Here is an 18,119-nt window from a genome sequence, read left to right as displayed (position 1 = left end):
CCGCGCGGTTGGAATGAGGGGCCAATGGATCCGTCTTTGACTACTGGTATTCCGCCAGCAGAAGCATTCGGCCACGTCCGCATCATCATTGGCATGATTCTGGGCTTGTGCGTTTCGCGCCTTCTCACCGGCGTTGCGCGTTTCATCCAGCATCCCGGCAAGCAGAGAATCTATCCGGTGCATATGGCCTGGGTGGCCTTCGTGCTGCTGTCGGTGGTGCATTTCTGGTGGTTCGAGTTTGGCCTCAGAATTATTCCTCAATGGACATTCGAAAAATATCTTTTCGTTATTTTCTATGCCGGGCTTTATTTCCTGCAATGCACGCTGCTCTTTCCCGACAGCATGGAGGAATATACCGGCTATCGTGATTATTTCCTGTCACGGCGCAAGTGGTTCTTCGGTATTCTGGCGCTGATCCATGTCGTGGACGTCCTCGACACCTTGTTGAAAGGCGTCGATCATTATCATCTCTATGGCATCGAATATCCGATCCAGACGGTCTGTTTCATCGTGTTCAGCGTCATCGCCATGTTCTGGGACAACCGGCGTTATCATGCGGTCTTTGCTACACTCGCCTTGCTCTACCAGATTGTCTTCACGCTGCGACACTTCGCGACGCTAAACTGATCGCTTCTGGCGGTCGGCATTGCGCGCTGTTTGCGCATCCACAAGGGTGCGAAACTGGCGCAATAGCGGGTGGCGCTCGGTCTGCTTGAGGCCATAGCCGAGATTGAATGCATAATCGAAATCGGGCGGGTTTAGCCCGATATTATGCTGGAGCATGGTTTCGATCTTGTCGAAACCCTTGGCGAAGATCGCTTCGGGGGAGGTGCCGCGATTATAATCGGCCCACAGGTCAAGAATTTCCGCACGCAGATCGTCGGGAAGCGGCGCGCATAGTTTTATGAGATCGGCCTTTTCACGCTCGGCGCGGCCATCGTCGGCGCTTTGGTGAATGGCCGGGACATCGCCGGAAATCGCCTCGCCCAAATCATGCACAAGGCACATTTTGAGAAGACGCAGGCGGTCGCAATCGCCAAGCTCCTTGTCGAATAATGTAACCAGAAGACACAGCCGCCAGCTGTGTTCGGCGGTACTTTCCGGACGGCCTTCGGCGGTATGGCCGGAACGCAATGTGCTTTTCAGGCGTTCTGCTGCCTGAATGAACTGAATAATGCCTTCGAGGCGTCCCATATCGACCGGATGTTCCATTTTGGTTGGCATCTTGGCTTCCTCCAGTCGCGCATCGGTATGAATCACTATGGAAAATTACAATTTTAACGGTTTGTTTGCCATGGTGGATGCCATAATTCTCGTGGTCTGTGCTATGGCATGATCATGGGCGGATGGTCCGGGCATTCGGACCGGTAGATGGGCTTGGATAGGCATCGGGAAAAAGCGATGGTTGAGCAAAACAACAAGGGACAAACTGCTGTTGTGCGCCCCTTATTAGCTTATGCTCCCGAGTTTCTGGCCCGGTCTCAGGGTGTCGCGCCCGATGTCAGCCCGACCAGGACCACCGCCGAGCTTGCCGAAGAATTGCTGGCCGAGCGTGAGCATCGCAGGCGTCGCGATGAGCTTCTACGCCGCAAGCAGGAAATGCTGGACGGCGAACCGGCTGCACCTTCGATGGCTCACGATCCTGCTGCCGATATGCGCCAGCGCATGAGCGCCATACGCGCCGAATTGCAGTCCCGGCTTGAGCCGGAAACAGCACCGCAAACGGCAGTGCCTGCGCCGGACGTGCAAAGGCAGGCCGAAACGGAACACGCGGTGTCTGCTGTTGTTGCTCCAGCCGCTATGGCGCAGCCTGCCAAGCCTCGCGGGCGCTGGCGTCTGCGTTGGGGCCGCATTCTGGGCTTCACCCTATTGGGCGGGTTGCTGGGACTTGGCTATGCGGCCCTTAATCCGCAGCATTATAGCGTGTCTACATCCTTGCAGGTGTTTCCTTCCGAACGTCGCAGCGAGATAGCATCCGAGGCGGTGCTGAATCGCGCTGCCCAGCTGGCGCGTATCCAGTCGCCGGAGGATTTCGGGCCTCCACCACTTCTTGACCAGCTACGCCACGCGCTTGATCGTTTCACCACAGCGGAAGGCGAGGCTGCCCCCGCGACGCCTTCCGGGCAAACGGGCGCGGCATTGCTTCGCCCGCATCTGGAATTTTCGCAGGCGCTCGATAGCGGCATCGTCACGGTTGAAGCCAAGGCCGCAACACAGCAAACGGCAACGGCTGTTGCTAATGCCGTTGCGCAGGCTTTCCGCGATCAGCTGACAGGAAGCACGGGCGGGCCGGATGTTGGTTTGCCTGAACGTTTGCAGGCGCTGGAAGCGGATGCAGCTTCCGCCAAGGCGGCGGTTGAAGCATTCCGCGCCAGCCGGAATTTCGGCGACGGTGATCGTGCGGCGCTTGAGAGTGCATTTGCCGACGCCAAGGCAGAAACGGCGCGGATCGGTGCCGAGGCTGGTCGCTTGAGCAATATGACGGCGGAAAGCCTGTTACAGGATGGTTTGCCGGAAGACATGCGGTCAGGTGTGCTGGGTACGCTCGTCGATCAATATCGCGCGGCCGGTCAAAGCGATGCGGCCAAAACCCTTGCTGCTGAAATCGATACGGAAATCGCCAATCAGCGTAGTCTGATTCAGGCCGATCTGCGAAAAGCTGTCGAAAACGAACAGAAGGCGGCTTCTGCAATGAGGGGGCTGAATGCAGCGCCCGCGACGGATGAAGACCGCAATCGCCTTCAGGCGATGGAGCGCGATCTGGCGGCACGGCAGGCGCTTTATGAAGATGCGCAAATGCGTGCGGCGCAAGGTGATATGAGCACCTTGTCGGCGACGGGAGCCACGGTGCGCCTCGTCGCACCGGCGAATTTGTCATCCAGTCAGCACGGTCTGTCGTTGCAGAATTCACTTCTGGCCGGATTGCTCGGCGGACTCTGGCTCGGTCTGTTCTCGTGCCTGTTTGGAAGCAGGGTGGAACCGTCGAGAGAAGGGCAGGCGCCGGACGAACCAGAAGCCGAAGATGTGCTCGAAACCTATGGCGAAACGCGGCTTGCCGCCGTCATTCGCGAAGCGAACGCGCGCTGGGAAGTCGAGAACAATCGGGCTGATACGGTCGGAGAAGCGGACGAGTTGCAGCGCACCATCGACGATGTACGCGCGAACCGTGGCACGCGGTTCTGACATCATTCCTGAAACTTCTGAAAATCCTGTCCCGATTTTCACTTTGTCGCGCTTTCGCCAATTGTCATCGCGCGCCATGACGCTTATTGGCATGTATGCCCGACGGATGTGATGTATCTCCCAGACATTGCAGCCCGTTTATCTCGCAAAGCCAATATTTCGAACAGAAAGAAGCGCTCGCTATGGCCCAGTTGATCGATGGCAAGAAGCTCGCCGAGGATGTGGTTTCCACGGTGAAGACCGAAACCGAAAAGCTCGTTGCAGCGACCGGCGTCGTTCCCGGTATTGCCGTGGTGATCGTGGGTGAAGACCCGGCGAGCCAGGTCTATGTCGCCTCCAAAGGCCGCAAGGCCAAGGAATGCGGCTTCCATTCCGTTCAGCATGATCTGCCGGACACGGCTTCGGAGCAGGAGCTTCTCGACCTGATCGAGAGCCTCAACAACGATCCGGCCATTCACGGCATTCTGGTGCAGCTGCCGCTGCCGAAGCATATCGATTCAGGCCGCGTCATTCAGACGATTTCACCGGACAAGGACGTGGACGGCTTCCACTTCATCAATGTCGGCAAGCTGGGCACTGGCGAGGTCGATACGGCCTTCGTGCCCTGCACGCCAGCCGGTGCGATGATCATGATCGAGCGTGTTCATGGCCGCGATCTTTCCGGTCTCAATGCCGTGGTGATCGGGCGTTCCAACATTGTCGGCAAGCCGATGTTCAATCTGCTGCTCGCGGCCAATGCAACGGTCACGGTTGCCCATAGCCGCACCAAGGACCTGCCGGCGATTGCACGCACGGCGGATATTCTGGTCGCAGCAGTTGGCCGTCCGCAGATGGTCAAGGGCGATTGGGTCAAGCCCGGCGCGACGGTTATCGATGTCGGCATCAACCGCATTCCGGCACCGGAAAAGGGCGAGGGTAAAACCCGCCTCGTCGGCGATGTCGATTTTGCGGATGCGGAGAAGGTTGCGGGCGCAATCACGCCGGTTCCGGGCGGCGTGGGCCCGATGACCATCGCCATGCTGATGGCAAATACGCTGACGGCGGCTTGCCGCAGTGCGGGCGTAAAAAAGCCCGTTTTCTGACACAATTGAGAGGCGTTTTTCGCGCCTCTTTACGCCATTTGGTGCGATTTGAGAGGCAAAGCGGTGCAAAACCCGCTTTGCCTTATTTTGTTGGCGTCGCCTCTTAGCACTACAGTTGCAAATTCGTCAGGCCGTGGCGAAACGAGTGATTTTCGAGCACCGGAGCGGAGCGTACTTTTGGGTACGTGAGCACCGGCGCGCAGGAAATTGCGCGTTGCAGCCCGGCATGGCGAAGAATGCAACTGTAGTGCTAGAAGACCGAAGCGCCCTCATCCGCCCGCCCGGCAATCTGCCGGAAGGCGCGGAACAATTCGCGACCCATGCCATGTTCGTTGGCGGAAAGATCGGGACGCTCTTGAAGTCGGGCGTCGAGTGTCGCGTGATTGATCAAAACTTCCAGCGTACCATTGACGGCATCCAGGCGGATAACATCGCCATTGCGGATTTTTCCGATGGCGCCGCCATCGAGTGCTTCCGGCGTGACATGGATTGCGGAAGGAACCTTGCCCGAAGCGCCGGACAAACGACCATCGGTGACGAGGGCCACGCGCTGACCGCGATCCTGCAGGATGCCGAGAACGGTCATCAGCTTGTGCAGTTCCGGCATGCCATTGGCTTTCGGGCCCTGATAGCGAACCACCGCAACGAAATCGCCGGTCAGGTCGCCTGCCTTGAAGGCAGCCTGCAATTCGGCCTGATCGTTGAACACCTTTGCAGGCGCTTCAATCACCTGACGCTCCGGCTTCACGGCGGAAACCTTGATGATCGCATTGCCAATATTGCCGGTCAGCACCTTGAGGCCGCCGCTCGGCTGGAATGGCGAATGAATTTTCGCCAGCACCTTGTCGTCGCCGCTCTTTTCGGGAACCGGCTCGCGTATGACGGTGCCGTCAGCGCCAAGCTTTGGCTCGATGGCGTAAGGGCGCAGTCCTTCGCCCCAGACGGTGCGCACATCTTCATGAAGAATGCCGCCGTCGAGAAGCTCGCGGATGAGGAAGCCCATGCCGCCAGCAGCGTGGAAATGGTTCACATCGGCAAGACCGTTCGGATAGACGCGGGCCAGCAGCGGCACCACGTCCGAAATCTCGGAAATATCGTGCCAGGTCAGCTTGATGCCAGCCGCCGCAGCCATGGCGATCAGATGGATCGTATGGTTCGTCGAACCACCAGTGGCATTGAGGCCGATGATGCCGTTGACGAAAGAACGTTCGTCCAGCATTTCGCCGACAGGCGTATATTCATTACCGCAGGCCGTGATCGCCAGCGCGCGCTTGGCGGCTTCGCGCGTCAGCGCATCGCGCAGCGGCGTGCCCGGATTGATGAAGGATGCGCCCGGCAAATGCAGGCCCATGATTTCCATCAGCATCTGGTTGGAATTGGCGGTGCCGTAGAACGTGCAGGTGCCGGGACCGTGATAGGACTTGGATTCCGAGATCAGCAGTTCCTCGCGCCCGACCTTGCCTTCCGCATAAAGCTGGCGGGTCTTTGCCTTCTCGTCATTCGGCAAGCCGCTGGTCATCGGACCCGCAGGCACGAAGATCGCAGGTAGATGACCGAAGGTCAGTGCGCCGATGATCAGGCCCGGCACGATCTTGTCGCAGACGCCGAGATAAACCGCGGCATCGAACATGTCATGCGACAGGCCGACAGCAGCGGCCATGGCAATGACTTCACGCGAGAACAGCGACAGTTCCATCCCGGCGAAACCCTGAGTGACGCCATCGCACATCGCCGGTACGCCGCCTGCCACCTGCGCAACGCCGCCCGCATCGCGGGCAGCCTGTTTAATGAGCTGCGGAAAAGTCTCGAACGGCTGATGCGCCGAGAGCATGTCGTTATAAGCGGTGATGATGCCCAGATTCAGCACTTCGTCGCCAGTCAGCGCCGCTTTGTCATGCGGCCCGCAGGCCGCAAAACCATGGGCGAGATTGGCGCAGGCCAGAACCGTGCGGTTCGGCTTTTTCAACGCTGCCTCGCGCACGCGGCCAATATAGGCCTCGCGGGTTGGTTTGGAGCGTTCACGGATGCGCTCGGTGATTTCCTGAATGCGTTTGTGAGCGGACTGCATGGGCATGGGTATCACCTGTGCCAATCTGGCCTGAATGGAATTTAACTGGTCCAGTAAAGCTGGATGGGGGTGCGGGCATGGTGGAAGACGGCCCGTACCGGCATTTCAAGTTCGTCGTCGCCGGACAGCGCCTTTTCTAGCGTCGCCTGCTTGGCCGCGCCTTCGATGTGAAGCACGAGCATGTCGGCCTCGGCGATGAGCGGCAAAGTCAGCGTCAGGCGCTTTTCGCCCGCACCTTCGGCATGGATCGGCAGGACAAGCGCCCGCGTTGCCGGATCGATCGCCTGATCGAGCCGGTCGGCATTCGGGAAGAATGATGCGGTATGACCGTCATTACCCATGCCAAGCACCACCACGTCGAAAGGACGGCGCAATGCGTCGATGCGGCTGGCGGCAGCAAGCGCCGCCGTTTCAGCCGTCGCCGCCGGATTATAGAGGCCGATGAAACGGGCCACGCCTGCATGATCGCGCAAAAGATGGTCCCGTACCAGCTTTTCGTTGGAACGATCGCTGTCTGTTGCCACGAAACGCTCGTCAACGAGGGTAATCGTGACGAGGTTCCAGTCGATCATCTTGCGCGACAGCACCTCGAACAGTTTCAGCGGCGTGGTGCCGCCGGAGACGGCCAGTGTGGCCTGTCCCCGCTCAGCGATTGCGGCTGCCAGCTTGATTGCAATCGCCTCAGAAAGCGATTGCGCCAGTTCCGTTCCGCTGGTGAAGTCGTGACGTTCGATGTTCATGCCGTTCCTTTCAGGGTCCTTACAACGTTTCGTGCCAAGTGCGACCGTCGCGTTCAATCAATGCGATGGACGACGATGGCCCCCACGTCCCTGCGGTGTAACCCTGGACCGGCTGACTGTTCAACTCCCATCCCTGGAGGATCGGATCGACCCAGCGCCATGCGGCCTCGACTTCGTCGCGACGCATGAACAGGGTCTGATTGCCGCGAACAACGTCCATGATCAGCCGCTCATAGGCATCCGGATTGCGTTCGCTGAAGGATTCGGCAAAGCTCATGTCGAGCGGAACATGACGCAGGCGCATGCCGCCCGGGCCCGGATCCTTGATCATCAGCCACTGCTTGACGCCCTCATCGGGCTGCAGTCGGATGACGAGCTGGTTGGCGATGACCTTGCCAGCACTTTCACCGAAGATCGAATGCGGGATCGGCTTGAAGGTCACGACGATTTCCGAAACGCGGGTCGCCAGACGCTTGCCTGTGCGCAGGTAGAACGGCACGCCTGCCCAGCGCCAGTTGGCGATTTCGGCTTTCAGCGCCACGAAGGTTTCCGTGTTGCTGGTGTCGCTTTCGAGGTCTTCGAGATAACCGCGAACCGGACCACCGGCAGATGCGCCCGCGCGATACTGGCCGCGAACCGTCACATCCTCGACATTGGCATTGGTGATGGGCTTCAGCGAGCGCAGCACCTTGACCTTTTCGTCATGCACGGCATCCGCTTCAATCGACGATGGCGGTTCCATGGCCACAAGGCAGAGCAGCTGGAGAATATGGTTCTGCACCATGTCACGCAGTGCGCCTGCCGTGTTGTAATAACCGGCGCGACCTTCAAGGCCGACAGCTTCGGCAACCGTGATCTGGACATGGTCGATATGGGCGGAGTTCCAAAGCGGCTCATAAAGCGCATTGGCAAAGCGCAGCGCCATCAGGTTCTGCACTGTTTCCTTGCCCAGATAGTGGTCGATACGGAAAATCTGGTCTTCGCGGAACACGCTGCCCAGCGTGTCGTTGAGCGCCATTGCCGAATCCAGATCGCGGCCAATTGGCTTTTCAACGATGATGCGGGTGTCGCGGGTGATGAGGCCATGGCTCTTGAGGCGCGTGGCAATGTCGCCGAACAGGGTCGGGCTGACTGCAAGGTAAAAGGCACGAATCTTTTCCGGCTTCTTGCCAATCAGCGTCTTGAGCGCATCCCAGCCCTCTTCGGACTTGGCGTCGACCGCAACATAGCTGACACGCTTCAGAAATTCTTCGACCTGCTTTTCGTCGACTTCGGCAGGCTTGACGTGCTCATGAATGGCATCGCGCGCAAACTTGCGATACTCGTCATCGGTCATGGCGCTGCGTGACGCGCCGATAATCCGCGTCGGGTCGGAGAGCTGGCCTGCACGCTGCCGCTGATACAATGCCGGGATCAGTTTGCGTTCGGCTAGGTCGCCCGAGCCGCCAAAAACGATGCAGTCGAAAGGCTCTACCGGAATAGTCTGGCTGGTCATCTGTCGCTCTCTTCTTTCGTTCGCGCAAATCAGTCTGATGCTTCGATTCTGAAATTCATATGGCTTGGGAAGCAGCCTACGTGACGAATTCCAGAAGCGAAAGGACACCAGAGACTTAATAAACTCTCGTCGGGTTTCCAGGCTTTGTGTCATTGAACGCGAAGTTCATTCAGATGACGGAAGCCTTGGATCCACCAAACGATCACAGCTTACTATGACAAGGGTGCCATATGCGCGGACCCTGTTTATAATTTAATCGATTTAAATTCAATGGCTGTGTTGCCCGATATTGATAAATCACGATTGGAGGCGATCTCAATAATGTGATGGGTGCTGAAGGAATACATCGCGGGTATCTGTTTTGATGCTGGGGCAAAATTCCAGCAAACATGGGCCTTCTTCAAAGACAGTAATACGCGAAAAAGTCGAATTAAGACTGTCCGAATGCTTTTCTTGTTAAATACCGCCCAGCCTAGTGAATGTTCAGAAAATTTTATGTCAAATACGAAGCCGAAATTAATATCGGCTTCGTATATTTACAAATATATTCAAAGTTATTCGATAGAAAACAGTTATTGACGATATTCGCAGTCGCCTCGGCATTGAACATACGTGTCTGTTATGCATTGCTTCTTTTCGGCTTCTGTCTTCTTTGCGGCGCAGGCTGCTTTCGCTATGTCGGCACATACATAAACGGCCTGATATGGACGCTGGGGGCATATTATATGAATTGGCCCTCCGCGAGCGAAGGCAGGTGTCGCTAGAATTGGTATAGAAAATAATAAAACATACTTCATAATATTTATCCTTTATGATTGGAAATATAACAGTATATTAAAGTCAATATTTCGGTACCGCAAAATTTCCATAACTATTTATTGCTAAATGGAATTTTAAATTTATGTTTACGCACTGCTGATTTCAATTTGAAACCGCTTCGAGCTGTGGCGATGCTGTAGACATTCTCCCTTGGTCCGGGCATGGATTTCAATAACAATCGTGTTTCAAGTGATTTGCACACAAAGTCTGAAACGACTTTGTCAAAGGAGAATGACATGAAGAGGCTGCAGGATAAGGTCGCAATCATCACCGGTGCCGGATCGGGTTTCGGTTCAGGCATGGCGCACCGATTTGCAGCCGAAGGCGCGAAAGTCGTGCTGGCTGACGTCAATGTGAAGCGCGTGGAAGACGAACTGGCGCATCTCGGCAAGAATGCGCTGTCGGTTCAGGCGGATGTGTCGCGCAAGGATGATGTCGAGCGCGTGGCGCGTGCAGCCTTCGAGGCTTTCGGGCGCATCGATATCATGGTCAACAATGCCGGTTTCACCCATCGCAACATGCCGCTGACCGAGGTGGACGAGCACAATTTCGACCTCATCAATGCGGTCAATATGAAGGCGCTCTATTATTCGACGCAGATCGTCGTGCCGATCATGGAGCATCAGGGCGGCGGCGTCATCATCAACACCGCTTCGGCCACCGCGCTGCGTCCGCGCAAGGGGCTGGTCTGGTATAGCGCATCCAAGGGCTGGATTATCAGCGCGACCAAGGCGATGGCGCTGGAGCTGGCCGAAAAGAACATTCGCGTCAATTGCATCTGCCCGGCGGAAAGCGACAGCGAAGCGCTGAAGCTGTTTCTGGAAGACGATACGCCGGAAGCGCGCGAAGCTCTGAAAGCAACCATCCCGCTTGATCGGTTTTCGACGCCGGAAGATGTGGCCGAAGCCGCCCTTTGGCTCGCATCCGACGCCGCCTCGATGGTGACGGGGACGGCGCTCAGCGTTGACGGCGGCTACTCTATTTAGGTGCCTGCTTCGGCGAGGAAGTCATCATAAATGGCTTCCAGCCGCTTGTGGCGTTCGGCGGCCATGCGCCTTCCGGTTTCCGTTCTGAACCCGGAAGCAAGCTTGAACAGCTTGGTGCGGAAGTGGTCGAGCGCATAGGTTTTATCGTCAAGCGCACGATCTTCAGCGCGTGGGTCGCGCCAGTCATAAAGGGCGCTTCCCATGCGACCTGCTATATAGAAGCAACGTGCTGCGCCGATCACGCCAATTGCATCGAGCCTGTCGGCATCCTGCAAGGTCTGCGCCTCGATGGTCACGGGCTCGATATTGGCGGAAAAACTGTGCGCTTCAACCGCATGGGCGACGCGGGCAATGCGCTCTTCGTCCCAGCCGAGGCCGCGCAGCAGTGCGGAAGCCTTGTCGGCAGCAAGGCGCGAGGCCTTGTGCCGGTCGGGTGAATTTTTCTCCACACTCACGCAATCATGCAAAATTGCCGCCGCGCAGAGAATTTCGGCGTCGCCGCCTTCCGCGCTCTGAATGGCCGAGGCATTTTTCCAGACGCGGGCAAGGTGGGACAGATCGTGCGATCCGTCCTCACCATGTTCCAATGCATGTGGCAGAAGCTCGGCGGCAAGCGCTTCGAAGGGCGCGAAGATATGGTCTGTCATTCAATGTCTCAGAGAATCATGGAGGTGATAGAGTGACAGCCAGTATCCCTTGGTTACGTCAGTTCTGTGAAGCGCGGCGCAGCACTATCCAGTTATAAAGCGCACCGAATGCCATCATCAGGCAGGTGCCGAGAAACACGGCGCGCATGCCGAAATGGCCGCCGACAAAGCCGCCTGCCACCGGGCCTGCGACCTGTCCGACATATTGCGCCGAGACCGAATAGCCGAGGATGCCACCTGCCACACGGTCAGGCACATTGTGCCGGATGACGCTGGTGATGCAGGGCAGGAGGCCGCCCAGCGCCAGCCCCATCAGGAAGCGCAGGCCGATCAGTTGCCAGGCTTGCGTGACGAAAGCCTGCGGGATCAGCAGCAGCGCGGAAACCGCCAGCGCACCGATGATGACATATCTGTGCCCGACGCGGTCGGCCAGCCGTCCGAGGCGCGACGAGGACAGGATGCTGCCCAGTGCAGCCGCAGCCATCACAACGCCGGAAATCAGCGTGACCTTGGTCTGGTCGTCCATCAGCTGCATGACATAGACCGTGATGATCGGCTCGATCGACATATTGGCGAACAGCAGCAGCATGCCCGTCACCAGCATGGCCAGAACCGGCTTTCTGTCGGGGATGGCCGCCCAGATGGATTCCGCCTTCTGCTCCTTGGTCGGCTTCGGCGGCTTGCGCTCTTCGCGGATCAGGAAGGTCGTGGCGAGGAAGGTCAGGAAAATCACGCCACCCGCCAGCCAGAAAGTGGCGCGAATGCCGATCAACGGCGGCAATGCGCCGCCGAGCAGCGGCCCGGCCAGATTGCCCGCCATGATGCCCGCCGAAAGCGCGCCCAGCGCCCAGCCGGTCTTGTCTTTCGGGGTCTGTGTCGCGACGAGGATCATTGAGCCGGAGGAGTAGCCGCCCGCAATGCCGACGAACAGGCGCAGTGCGACCAGCTGCCAGACGCTCGTTACCATGCCGATCAGCGACATGGCGATGGCCATGCCGAGACTGGCGCGGATCAGCATCAACTTGCGGCCATAGCGGTCGCCAAGCTTGCCCCAGAGCGGCGCGACGAAGGCGGCTGCGAGAAAGGTGGCGCCATAGGCGATGCCGGACCACTGCACGATGGCCGCATGATCGGACACGCCAAGCTGTTCCACATAAAGCGGCAGGAAAGGCAGCAGGAGCGACATGGCGATCAGTGTGGTGAACGAACCGAGGAGGCAAATGAGCAGGTTTTGTTTCCAGTAGCGCTCGTGGTTTTCCTCAGCCTGTTTCGGGCCAGCCATAGGGCCAGCGGAGCCGTCTAAAGCGACGGCGTCCCTGGCGGCAGCTTGGGTCGTACTCATGTCATGTCCTGCGATTGCATCTTGATGTGTGAATGGACGATGCGGGATTGGGATTGTCTTGTATTCCATTTTGGGATACCAAAACGGAATACATGCATGCGCCTGTTGCTTCGCCTTGTCAACTCCCGTCAAGAGAAGGCATTCACGGCGTGGTGAATAAGGAGACCGGTCGGCAATGTCACAGATGAGGCAAGTGGAAGAGCAGCTTCGCGACATGATCCTGGGGCTTGAACTTGGGCCGGGCGAGCGCCTGACGGAGCGTTGGGTAGAGGCGCAGTTCGCCGCTTCCCGCACGCCGATCCGCGCAGCGCTGTTACGGCTGGAAGCGGAAGGGCTTGTTTGTCGTGAAGGGCGCGGCTGGACCGTTTCGCCGATCAATCTCAACGAAATTGAACAAATCGGCGTCTATCGCGAGGCGCTGGAAGTGGCGGCGATCCGGCTGACTGCGACGCTTGATGATCGCAGCGGCGTCGAGCCGATTGGCGCCATGCTGGACAGTTGCGATGCCGATACCTCGCGGGAGGAATGGCATCGGGCCGGCATGGATTTTCATATCGAACTGGCGCGCCTATCAGGTAATGAGTTTCTAGGCCGAGGCGTGCGCGATGCAATGCAGCGCCTGTCGCGGGCGCGCTGGCTGGAAGTGCGCGATGAAGCAGCACTTGCCCGGGCCTGGCGCGAACATCACGCGATCCTTGATGCGGTTCGCAATGGCGATGCGGACGAGGCGGCAAGGCTGTTGAGCGCCCATCTGGGCGGCAGCCGCGACCGTCTCGTCAACAGTTTGCATGAAGACCGTCGCGGCCTGAAGGCCCGCGGCTTTGCGGTTATCAGCGCGTGAACTAAAGCATTTCCAGCAAAAGTGCGAAGCGTCTACGCGGGGAAATCAGTCCACTGGACTGATTTCTGATCCCGCTTCGATACGTAGGACAATGCGTAAAAACAAATGGATAGAGCGGTTCCACGATTCCGTTTTAACCGGAACCGCTCTAGCGCCAGTCAGGCAGCCTGTGTCCGCCGCGCGGGAGACGGGACGTGCGCCCTTCCATGAGGCCAAGGTCGCGCAGCAGATAATCGGGCGAGTGTTCGCTGACGACATAGGGCGCTGGTTTGCGCTGAAACAGGCGCATGAACAGGCGATACCAGCCAGTGGCGGCTTTATCGGAAGGGCCAGACGCAGTGCAGACCCCTGCAAGGGCTGGTGCATTTATCTCGATGTTTTGCATGGTTCCGGCTTTGCTTTTGTGAGCGGTGGGAGACAGCTCAGTTAAATTCTGCCTATAGATATGGCCGGAAAAGCTGTTGTTTTCCAATTGAACGTCGATTATCATACATAAGGAGAACTTATGTATCATGGTGTCATCGCTTCCCCCTTTATCCGCCATTCGCGTGTTTGAATCCGCATCCCGCCATGCGAGTTTTACCAAGGCCGCCGAAGAGCTTGGCATGACGCAGGCCGCCGTCAGCTATCAGATCAAGATGCTGGAGGAGCGGGTTGGAGCGCCCCTGTTTCTGCGCATGCCGCGACAAGTGAAGCTGACCGAGCTTGGCGAACAACTGGCGCCGTCCATCACCGAAGCTTTTGAAACGATGCGCACGGCTTTCGCCACCTTGCGGGAGGATGCGGAAGGTGTTCTCACAATCAGCTCGGTCGCCACTTTCGCAGCCAACTGGCTGGTTCAGCGCCTTGGCTCTTTCCAGATGGAGCACCCGCTTCTGGCGGTGCGGCTCGATACCAATGACCGGCTGATCGATTTCACCCAAAGCGAGGTCGATCTGGCCATTCGCACCGGCACTGGCAACTGGCCGGGACTGGTCAGTCATGAGCTGATCAAGGCGCAATTCACGCCCATGCTGAGCCCGAAACTTGCAGCGAGCATTGGCGGGGTGCGCGAGCCCGCCGACCTGCTGCGCCTGCCAGCCATCGATGCGAGCGATCCGTGGTGGCGGCTGTGGTTTGAAGCCGCTGGCGTTCCCGATCCGCAACTGCGCGGCAACACGCAGAACCGGCTGGGTGCGCAGCATCTGGAAGGGCGTGCAGCCACGGCAGGCCTTGGCATGGGCATCCTCACACCTGCCTTTCACACGGCTGAAGTTGCTGCGGGCCTGCTGATCCAGCCCTTCGATCTCCTCTGCGACGATGGCCGCTCCTATTGGCTGGTCCATCCGGAATCCCGACGTAATGTGCCGAAAATCCGGGCTTTTCGGGCATGGATCATGGGAGAGCTTGGAAAATAACAGCCATCGGCAAAGATTTTTTTGCCCGCATGTCACATTCAGCGTTGCTCGCTCGTCATGTCTTTCGAACCACCAAATTAAACCCGAAAGGAACGAGACCATGACTGCTACGCTGAACCCATTCAATGTTGCTCCTGCCCTGATGAAGTCCTGGATGAACACCTCGCAGGCCGTCGCTTCCAGTCTGGAAGGAAGCCTGATCGAACTGGTCAAAATCCGCTCGTCGCAGATCAATGCCTGCGCAAACTGCATCAACATGCATACGATTGAGGCCCGTTCGCTGGGGGAAACCGAACAGCGGATTTATTTGCTCTCGGCCTGGCAGGAAGCGCCATGCTATTCTGAACGCGAGCGCGCTGCGCTTGGCTGGGTGGAGGCGCTGACACGCCTCTCGCAGGGCCATGATCTTGCCGAGGCGCGCAAGGCCTTGCAGGCGCAGTTTACGGAGGGGGAACAGGTGAATCTCACGCTGATGATCAACATTATCAATGGCTGGAACCGTATGGCCGTTGGCTTTGGTCTCTGGTTCGATCCGGCGGCTGCAAAAGCCACCGCCCAGAAGCCCGCCGCCGAGGCGGTCGCCTGATGGTGGGCGAGCAGGCTCATGACGACGCGGCGGAGATTTTCGATCCGCTGCGTCCGAAACTGATCCGCGTCGCCTATCGCATGCTCGGCTCGGTGGCCGATGCGGAAGATATGGTGCAGGAGGCGTTCATCCGCTGGATGAACGCCGACCGCAGCGAGGTGCGCGAACCGGAAGCCTTTCTGCGGCGCACGGTCACGCGGCTTTGTCTCGACCGGCTTAAATCCGGCCAGCGGCAGCGCGAAACCTATCTCGGCCCGTGGATTCCAGACCCGGTGATCGAGGAGGAAGAGGAAGACGACGATGTTACCTTGCCGCTGATGCTGGCATTGGAGCGGCTTTCACCGTTGGAGCGGGCGGCTTTCCTGTTGCACGATGTCTTCGGCCTCGACTTCGATGAAATCTCGAAAACAATCCAGCGCGATGCAGCGGCCTGCCGACAGCTCGCGGCCCGTGCACGCAAACATGTGCGCGAAGAACGCCCGCGTTTTCAGGTCGACAAGCAGCGTGGTCTTGAACTGGCGCAGGCTTTCTTCACGGCTTCACGCAGCGGCGATATGAACGCGCTTGGCACTATGCTGGCCGCCGATGTGCACATGCATGCGGATGGCGGCGGAAAACGTCCGGCTTTCCCGAAGCCGATTTTCGGCTTTACCGATGTCATGGAAATTCACGAGAAGCTTGCCGGCTATTTCAGAGCCAATGGTTCCAAGCTCTTGCGCACCACCTTCATCAATGGTCTGCCGGGCTTTATCTCGCTTGAATCGGATGGTCAGATCCAGACCACGGCGCTCGATATCGAAGATGGAAAGATTGCGGCGATCTATGTCGTCCGCAATCCCGACAAGTTGCAGCACCTGCACTGAGTTGCGTTGTCGCTACCCGATCAGGTAGCGGCAAAGACCGGCAGCGCTGATGCCGATTATCACGGTCGGCAGCATGGAAAAGCGCGTGGCGGCAAGAATGGTGATCGCCAGCGCCAGAAGATCAGCGGGTTTGTCGGAGACAAAATCCGGCGCGATGACCGATATCAGCACACAGCCGGGCGCGGCTTCCATCACGGCGGTGGCGCGTTTGCTGAGCGTGCGATTGCGCAGCAGCACATAGCCGCCGATGCGGGTGAGATAGGTGACGCTGGCCATCAAAACGATGGTGAGAACGGCTAATGGGTCGATCATTCTTCACCTGCCAGAAGATAGGCGGCTACGAGGCCGGACAATGCGCCGGCGGCGACATACCATGCGCCGGGAATGGTGAGATAGGTGATAGCGGCGACGACAAGGCTGACCAGCCACGGACGCGCTGCGGCAAAACCCTTCCACATGCCCGCCAGCAGCACCAGAAACACTGCCGGAAACGCCATGTCGAAACCATAGGGGCGCAAATCGCCCATCATCGGGCCGAAGGCCGCGCCGAGCGTCGTGAACACCACCCACGCGATGTAGAACGGGATGGCGACGCCTGCATAGAATTTGAGGCTCAGCGCCGGATTGACGCCCTTTGCCTGACGGCGCTTCGCATCGGCAAGGCCAAGCGCCCAGCTTTCATCGCACATCAGAAACAGGCTGGCGAAAGCCTTGCGCTTCGGCAGATGGCGGATGAAGGGCGCAAGGGCAGCACCCATCAAAAGATGGCGGCTGTTGACCAGAAGTGTGATCGCGGCAATGAGCAGGACGTGCGGCGGCGAGGTCCAGAGCTGGATGGCTGCAAATTCCGAGCCGCCCGCGAAATTCAGGCCGGTCATCAAGGGTACTTCAACGACGCTGAGACCCTTCTGTGCGGCCTGCGCGCCCAGAACCAGAGCATAGGGAATAATGCCAAGCAAAACCGGCAGTCCGGCGGCGGCACCCCGCCAGAATTCAGATCGGCGCCCGGATTTGCTTTGTTGAGGCACATAAGCCTGCGAAATATCCATAAAATTCCCGTTGGCGGGCCTCGCGGCTGCCCCTTGTCTGTTACTCCAGAGCGGTTCCCGTTTTTACGAAACCGCTCTGTCCATTTTTTCACGCATTATCCAACGCAAAACCGCTTCGCATTTTTGCTGGAAATGCTTGAGCATCTTTGCCTGAGAGCGAACGGCAATATAGCCAATGTCTTGAGCAATCGGGTTGCAAAGATTGGTCAATTGCAGCACTATTTGGCAGTTAATGCCAATAATATGGGCATAAATGGAATTGGTGGCCAATGAAACTGGACGAGATCGACAAGCGGATTCTGCGCGTGCTGCAACGCGACGGGCGCATCGCCAACAATGATCTGGCGCGCGAGGTCGGTCTGTCGCCGTCGCCCTGTCTCAGGCGGGTGAAGCTTCTGGAAGAGGCGGGCGTGATCGACCGCTATGTCGCGGTGCTCAACCCGGCCAAGATCGGCAAGGGGCTGACGTTCTTCACCCGCATCAGGCTGGACAGGCAGGACGAGGAGACACTTCAGGAATTTGCGCGCGAGATCTTGAAGCTGCCGCAGGTGCTCGAATGCTATTTCATGCTGGGCGATTACGACGCGATGATCCGTGTGGTCGCGGCAGATATTGAGGAATATCGGCGGTTTCAGTCGGAATATCTAAGCCGCATCAAGGGTGTGCAGAACCTCAAGACGGATGTGCCCAGCCAGACCGTCAAGCAGACCTCGGCAATGCCGCTTTAGGCCTAACTCACTTCAGATAGGCGCGAACCACATCCACAAGCTCGCCAGCGCCTTCGTCGCGATCCTTCTGCGGCAGGTCGCCATCGGCGACATGCATCAGGATGTGATCCTCGATCACCTCTGCCATCAGCCCGTTCACCGCGCCGCGCACGCCAGCAATCACCTGCATGACTTCGGAACAGCCCTTTTCCTCTTCAAGCATCCGCTCCACACCCTCAAGCTGCCCGCGAATGCGGCGCACGCGGTTGATAAGCTTCTGCTTCTCGCGAATGGTATGGGTCATGGCTGCTCCT

General features: G+C 58.3%; 20 protein-coding genes. 9 read left to right on the top strand and 11 right to left on the bottom strand.

Translation table 11 applies throughout. From position 1 onward, the window contains the following. Positions 1-24 precede the first annotated feature (24 nt). Positions 25-627: a hypothetical protein gene (locus FGI60_RS09260; protein WP_078339821.1), complete on the top strand. Its 603-nt coding sequence runs from the start codon at positions 25-27 to the stop codon at positions 625-627. Here FGI60_RS09260 and FGI60_RS09255 read toward each other — a convergent pair. Continuing rightward, a complete protein-coding gene (locus FGI60_RS09255; RefSeq protein ID WP_138784933.1) occupies positions 619-1,224 on the bottom strand; it encodes an HD domain-containing protein in 606 nt (201 codons plus the stop codon). The two genes, FGI60_RS09260 and FGI60_RS09255, sit on opposite strands and share 9 nt — an antisense overlap. Positions 1,225-1,401: 177 nt before the next feature. On the opposite strand from FGI60_RS09255, the gene FGI60_RS09250 reads away from it, so the two are divergent. Continuing rightward, positions 1,402-3,183, top strand: a complete 1,782-nt coding sequence (locus FGI60_RS09250; protein ID WP_138784932.1) for a GumC domain-containing protein — start codon at positions 1,402-1,404, stop codon at positions 3,181-3,183. A gap of 182 nt (positions 3,184-3,365) precedes the next feature. Then, positions 3,366-4,265: a bifunctional methylenetetrahydrofolate dehydrogenase/methenyltetrahydrofolate cyclohydrolase FolD gene (gene folD / locus FGI60_RS09245; protein ID WP_138784931.1), complete on the top strand. Its 900-nt coding sequence runs from the start codon at positions 3,366-3,368 to the stop codon at positions 4,263-4,265. A 250-nt stretch (positions 4,266-4,515) separates the two neighbouring features. Here folD and edd read toward each other — a convergent pair whose 3' ends face one another. From edd to zwf, 3 genes are read right to left on the bottom strand one after another with little or no spacing between them, the layout of a single operon-like run. Beyond that, a complete protein-coding gene (edd, locus tag FGI60_RS09240; RefSeq protein WP_078339818.1) occupies positions 4,516-6,339 on the bottom strand; it encodes a phosphogluconate dehydratase in 1,824 nt (607 codons plus the stop codon). A gap of 35 nt (positions 6,340-6,374) precedes the next feature. Beyond that, a complete protein-coding gene (pgl, locus tag FGI60_RS09235; protein WP_138784930.1) occupies positions 6,375-7,073 on the bottom strand; it encodes a 6-phosphogluconolactonase in 699 nt (232 codons plus the stop codon). Between the two features lie 19 nt (positions 7,074-7,092). Next, positions 7,093-8,568: a glucose-6-phosphate dehydrogenase gene (zwf, locus tag FGI60_RS09230; protein ID WP_078339816.1), complete on the bottom strand. Its 1,476-nt coding sequence runs from the start codon at positions 8,566-8,568 to the stop codon at positions 7,093-7,095. 1,055 nt (positions 8,569-9,623) lie between these two features. Between zwf and FGI60_RS09225 the strand changes: the two genes are divergently transcribed. Further along, positions 9,624-10,373 carry an SDR family oxidoreductase gene (locus tag FGI60_RS09225; protein WP_138784929.1) on the top strand — a complete coding sequence of 250 codons (750 nt, stop codon included), beginning with the start codon at positions 9,624-9,626 and terminating at the stop codon, positions 10,371-10,373. Here FGI60_RS09225 and FGI60_RS09220 read toward each other — a convergent pair. Both FGI60_RS09220 and FGI60_RS09215 read right to left on the bottom strand, forming a co-directional pair. Beyond that, a complete protein-coding gene (locus FGI60_RS09220) occupies positions 10,370-11,020 on the bottom strand; it encodes an HD domain-containing protein (protein ID WP_138784928.1) in 651 nt (216 codons plus the stop codon). The two genes, FGI60_RS09225 and FGI60_RS09220, sit on opposite strands and share 4 nt — an antisense overlap. Positions 11,021-11,078: 58 nt before the next feature. Next, the gene (locus FGI60_RS09215; RefSeq protein ID WP_138784927.1) at positions 11,079-12,362 is read right to left on the bottom strand and encodes a multidrug efflux MFS transporter; all 1,284 of its coding nucleotides are present in this window, start codon (positions 12,360-12,362) and stop codon (positions 11,079-11,081) included. Positions 12,363-12,537: 175 nt separating this feature from the next. On the opposite strand from FGI60_RS09215, the gene FGI60_RS09210 reads away from it, so the two are divergent. Further along, complete coding sequence (locus FGI60_RS09210) at positions 12,538-13,203, top strand: GntR family transcriptional regulator (RefSeq protein WP_138784926.1); 666 nt, start codon at positions 12,538-12,540, stop codon at positions 13,201-13,203. Between the two features lie 148 nt (positions 13,204-13,351). Here the strand turns inward: FGI60_RS09210 and FGI60_RS09205 are convergent, their stop codons facing one another. Continuing rightward, positions 13,352-13,588 carry a hypothetical protein gene (locus tag FGI60_RS09205; protein WP_138784925.1) on the bottom strand — a complete coding sequence of 79 codons (237 nt, stop codon included), beginning with the start codon at positions 13,586-13,588 and terminating at the stop codon, positions 13,352-13,354. Between the two features lie 127 nt (positions 13,589-13,715). On the opposite strand from FGI60_RS09205, the gene FGI60_RS09200 reads away from it, so the two are divergent. The 3 genes from FGI60_RS09200 (at position 13,716) to FGI60_RS09190 (ending at position 16,049) form a co-directional block, all read left to right on the top strand. Continuing rightward, the gene (locus FGI60_RS09200; RefSeq protein ID WP_138784924.1) at positions 13,716-14,600 is read left to right on the top strand and encodes a LysR substrate-binding domain-containing protein; all 885 of its coding nucleotides are present in this window, start codon (positions 13,716-13,718) and stop codon (positions 14,598-14,600) included. 100 nt (positions 14,601-14,700) lie between these two features. Then, entirely contained in the window at positions 14,701-15,186 is a 486-nt protein-coding gene (locus FGI60_RS09195; protein WP_138784923.1) for a carboxymuconolactone decarboxylase family protein, read from the top strand. Then, complete coding sequence (locus FGI60_RS09190; RefSeq protein ID WP_078339809.1) at positions 15,186-16,049, top strand: sigma-70 family RNA polymerase sigma factor; 864 nt, start codon at positions 15,186-15,188, stop codon at positions 16,047-16,049. The genes FGI60_RS09195 and FGI60_RS09190 overlap by 1 nt, the downstream gene beginning before the upstream one ends. A gap of 12 nt (positions 16,050-16,061) precedes the next feature. Here the strand turns inward: FGI60_RS09190 and FGI60_RS09185 are convergent, their stop codons facing one another. The 3 genes from FGI60_RS09185 to FGI60_RS09175 all read right to left on the bottom strand — a co-directional run bounded on the left by FGI60_RS09185 (position 16,062) and on the right by FGI60_RS09175 (position 17,368). After that, positions 16,062-16,361 (bottom strand): AzlD family protein, encoded by a 300-nt coding sequence (locus tag FGI60_RS09185; protein ID WP_078339808.1) that lies wholly within the window; start codon positions 16,359-16,361, stop codon positions 16,062-16,064. After that, positions 16,358-17,098 (bottom strand): AzlC family ABC transporter permease, encoded by a 741-nt coding sequence (locus FGI60_RS09180; RefSeq protein WP_138784922.1) that lies wholly within the window; start codon positions 17,096-17,098, stop codon positions 16,358-16,360. Before FGI60_RS09180 ends, FGI60_RS09185 begins: the two co-directional genes overlap by 4 nt. A gap of 63 nt (positions 17,099-17,161) precedes the next feature. Further along, positions 17,162-17,368, bottom strand: a complete 207-nt coding sequence (locus tag FGI60_RS09175; protein WP_138784921.1) for a hypothetical protein — start codon at positions 17,366-17,368, stop codon at positions 17,162-17,164. Here FGI60_RS09175 and FGI60_RS09170 point away from each other — a divergent pair. After that, positions 17,368-17,826: an Lrp/AsnC family transcriptional regulator gene (locus tag FGI60_RS09170; protein ID WP_109367034.1), complete on the top strand. Its 459-nt coding sequence runs from the start codon at positions 17,368-17,370 to the stop codon at positions 17,824-17,826. The two genes, FGI60_RS09175 and FGI60_RS09170, sit on opposite strands and share 1 nt — an antisense overlap. A gap of 7 nt (positions 17,827-17,833) precedes the next feature. On the opposite strand, the gene FGI60_RS09165 is transcribed toward FGI60_RS09170, so the two are convergent. Continuing rightward, positions 17,834-18,109, bottom strand: coding sequence for a metal/formaldehyde-sensitive transcriptional repressor (locus FGI60_RS09165; RefSeq protein WP_138784920.1), 276 nt, complete (start codon positions 18,107-18,109; stop codon positions 17,834-17,836). Between the last annotated feature and the right edge of the window lie 10 nt (positions 18,110-18,119).

It is taken from the genome of Brucella haematophila, from assembly GCF_005938105.1.
GTDB lineage: Bacteria > Pseudomonadota > Alphaproteobacteria > Rhizobiales > Rhizobiaceae > Brucella > Brucella haematophila.
This window is presented reverse-complemented; position numbering and strand designations above follow the sequence as displayed.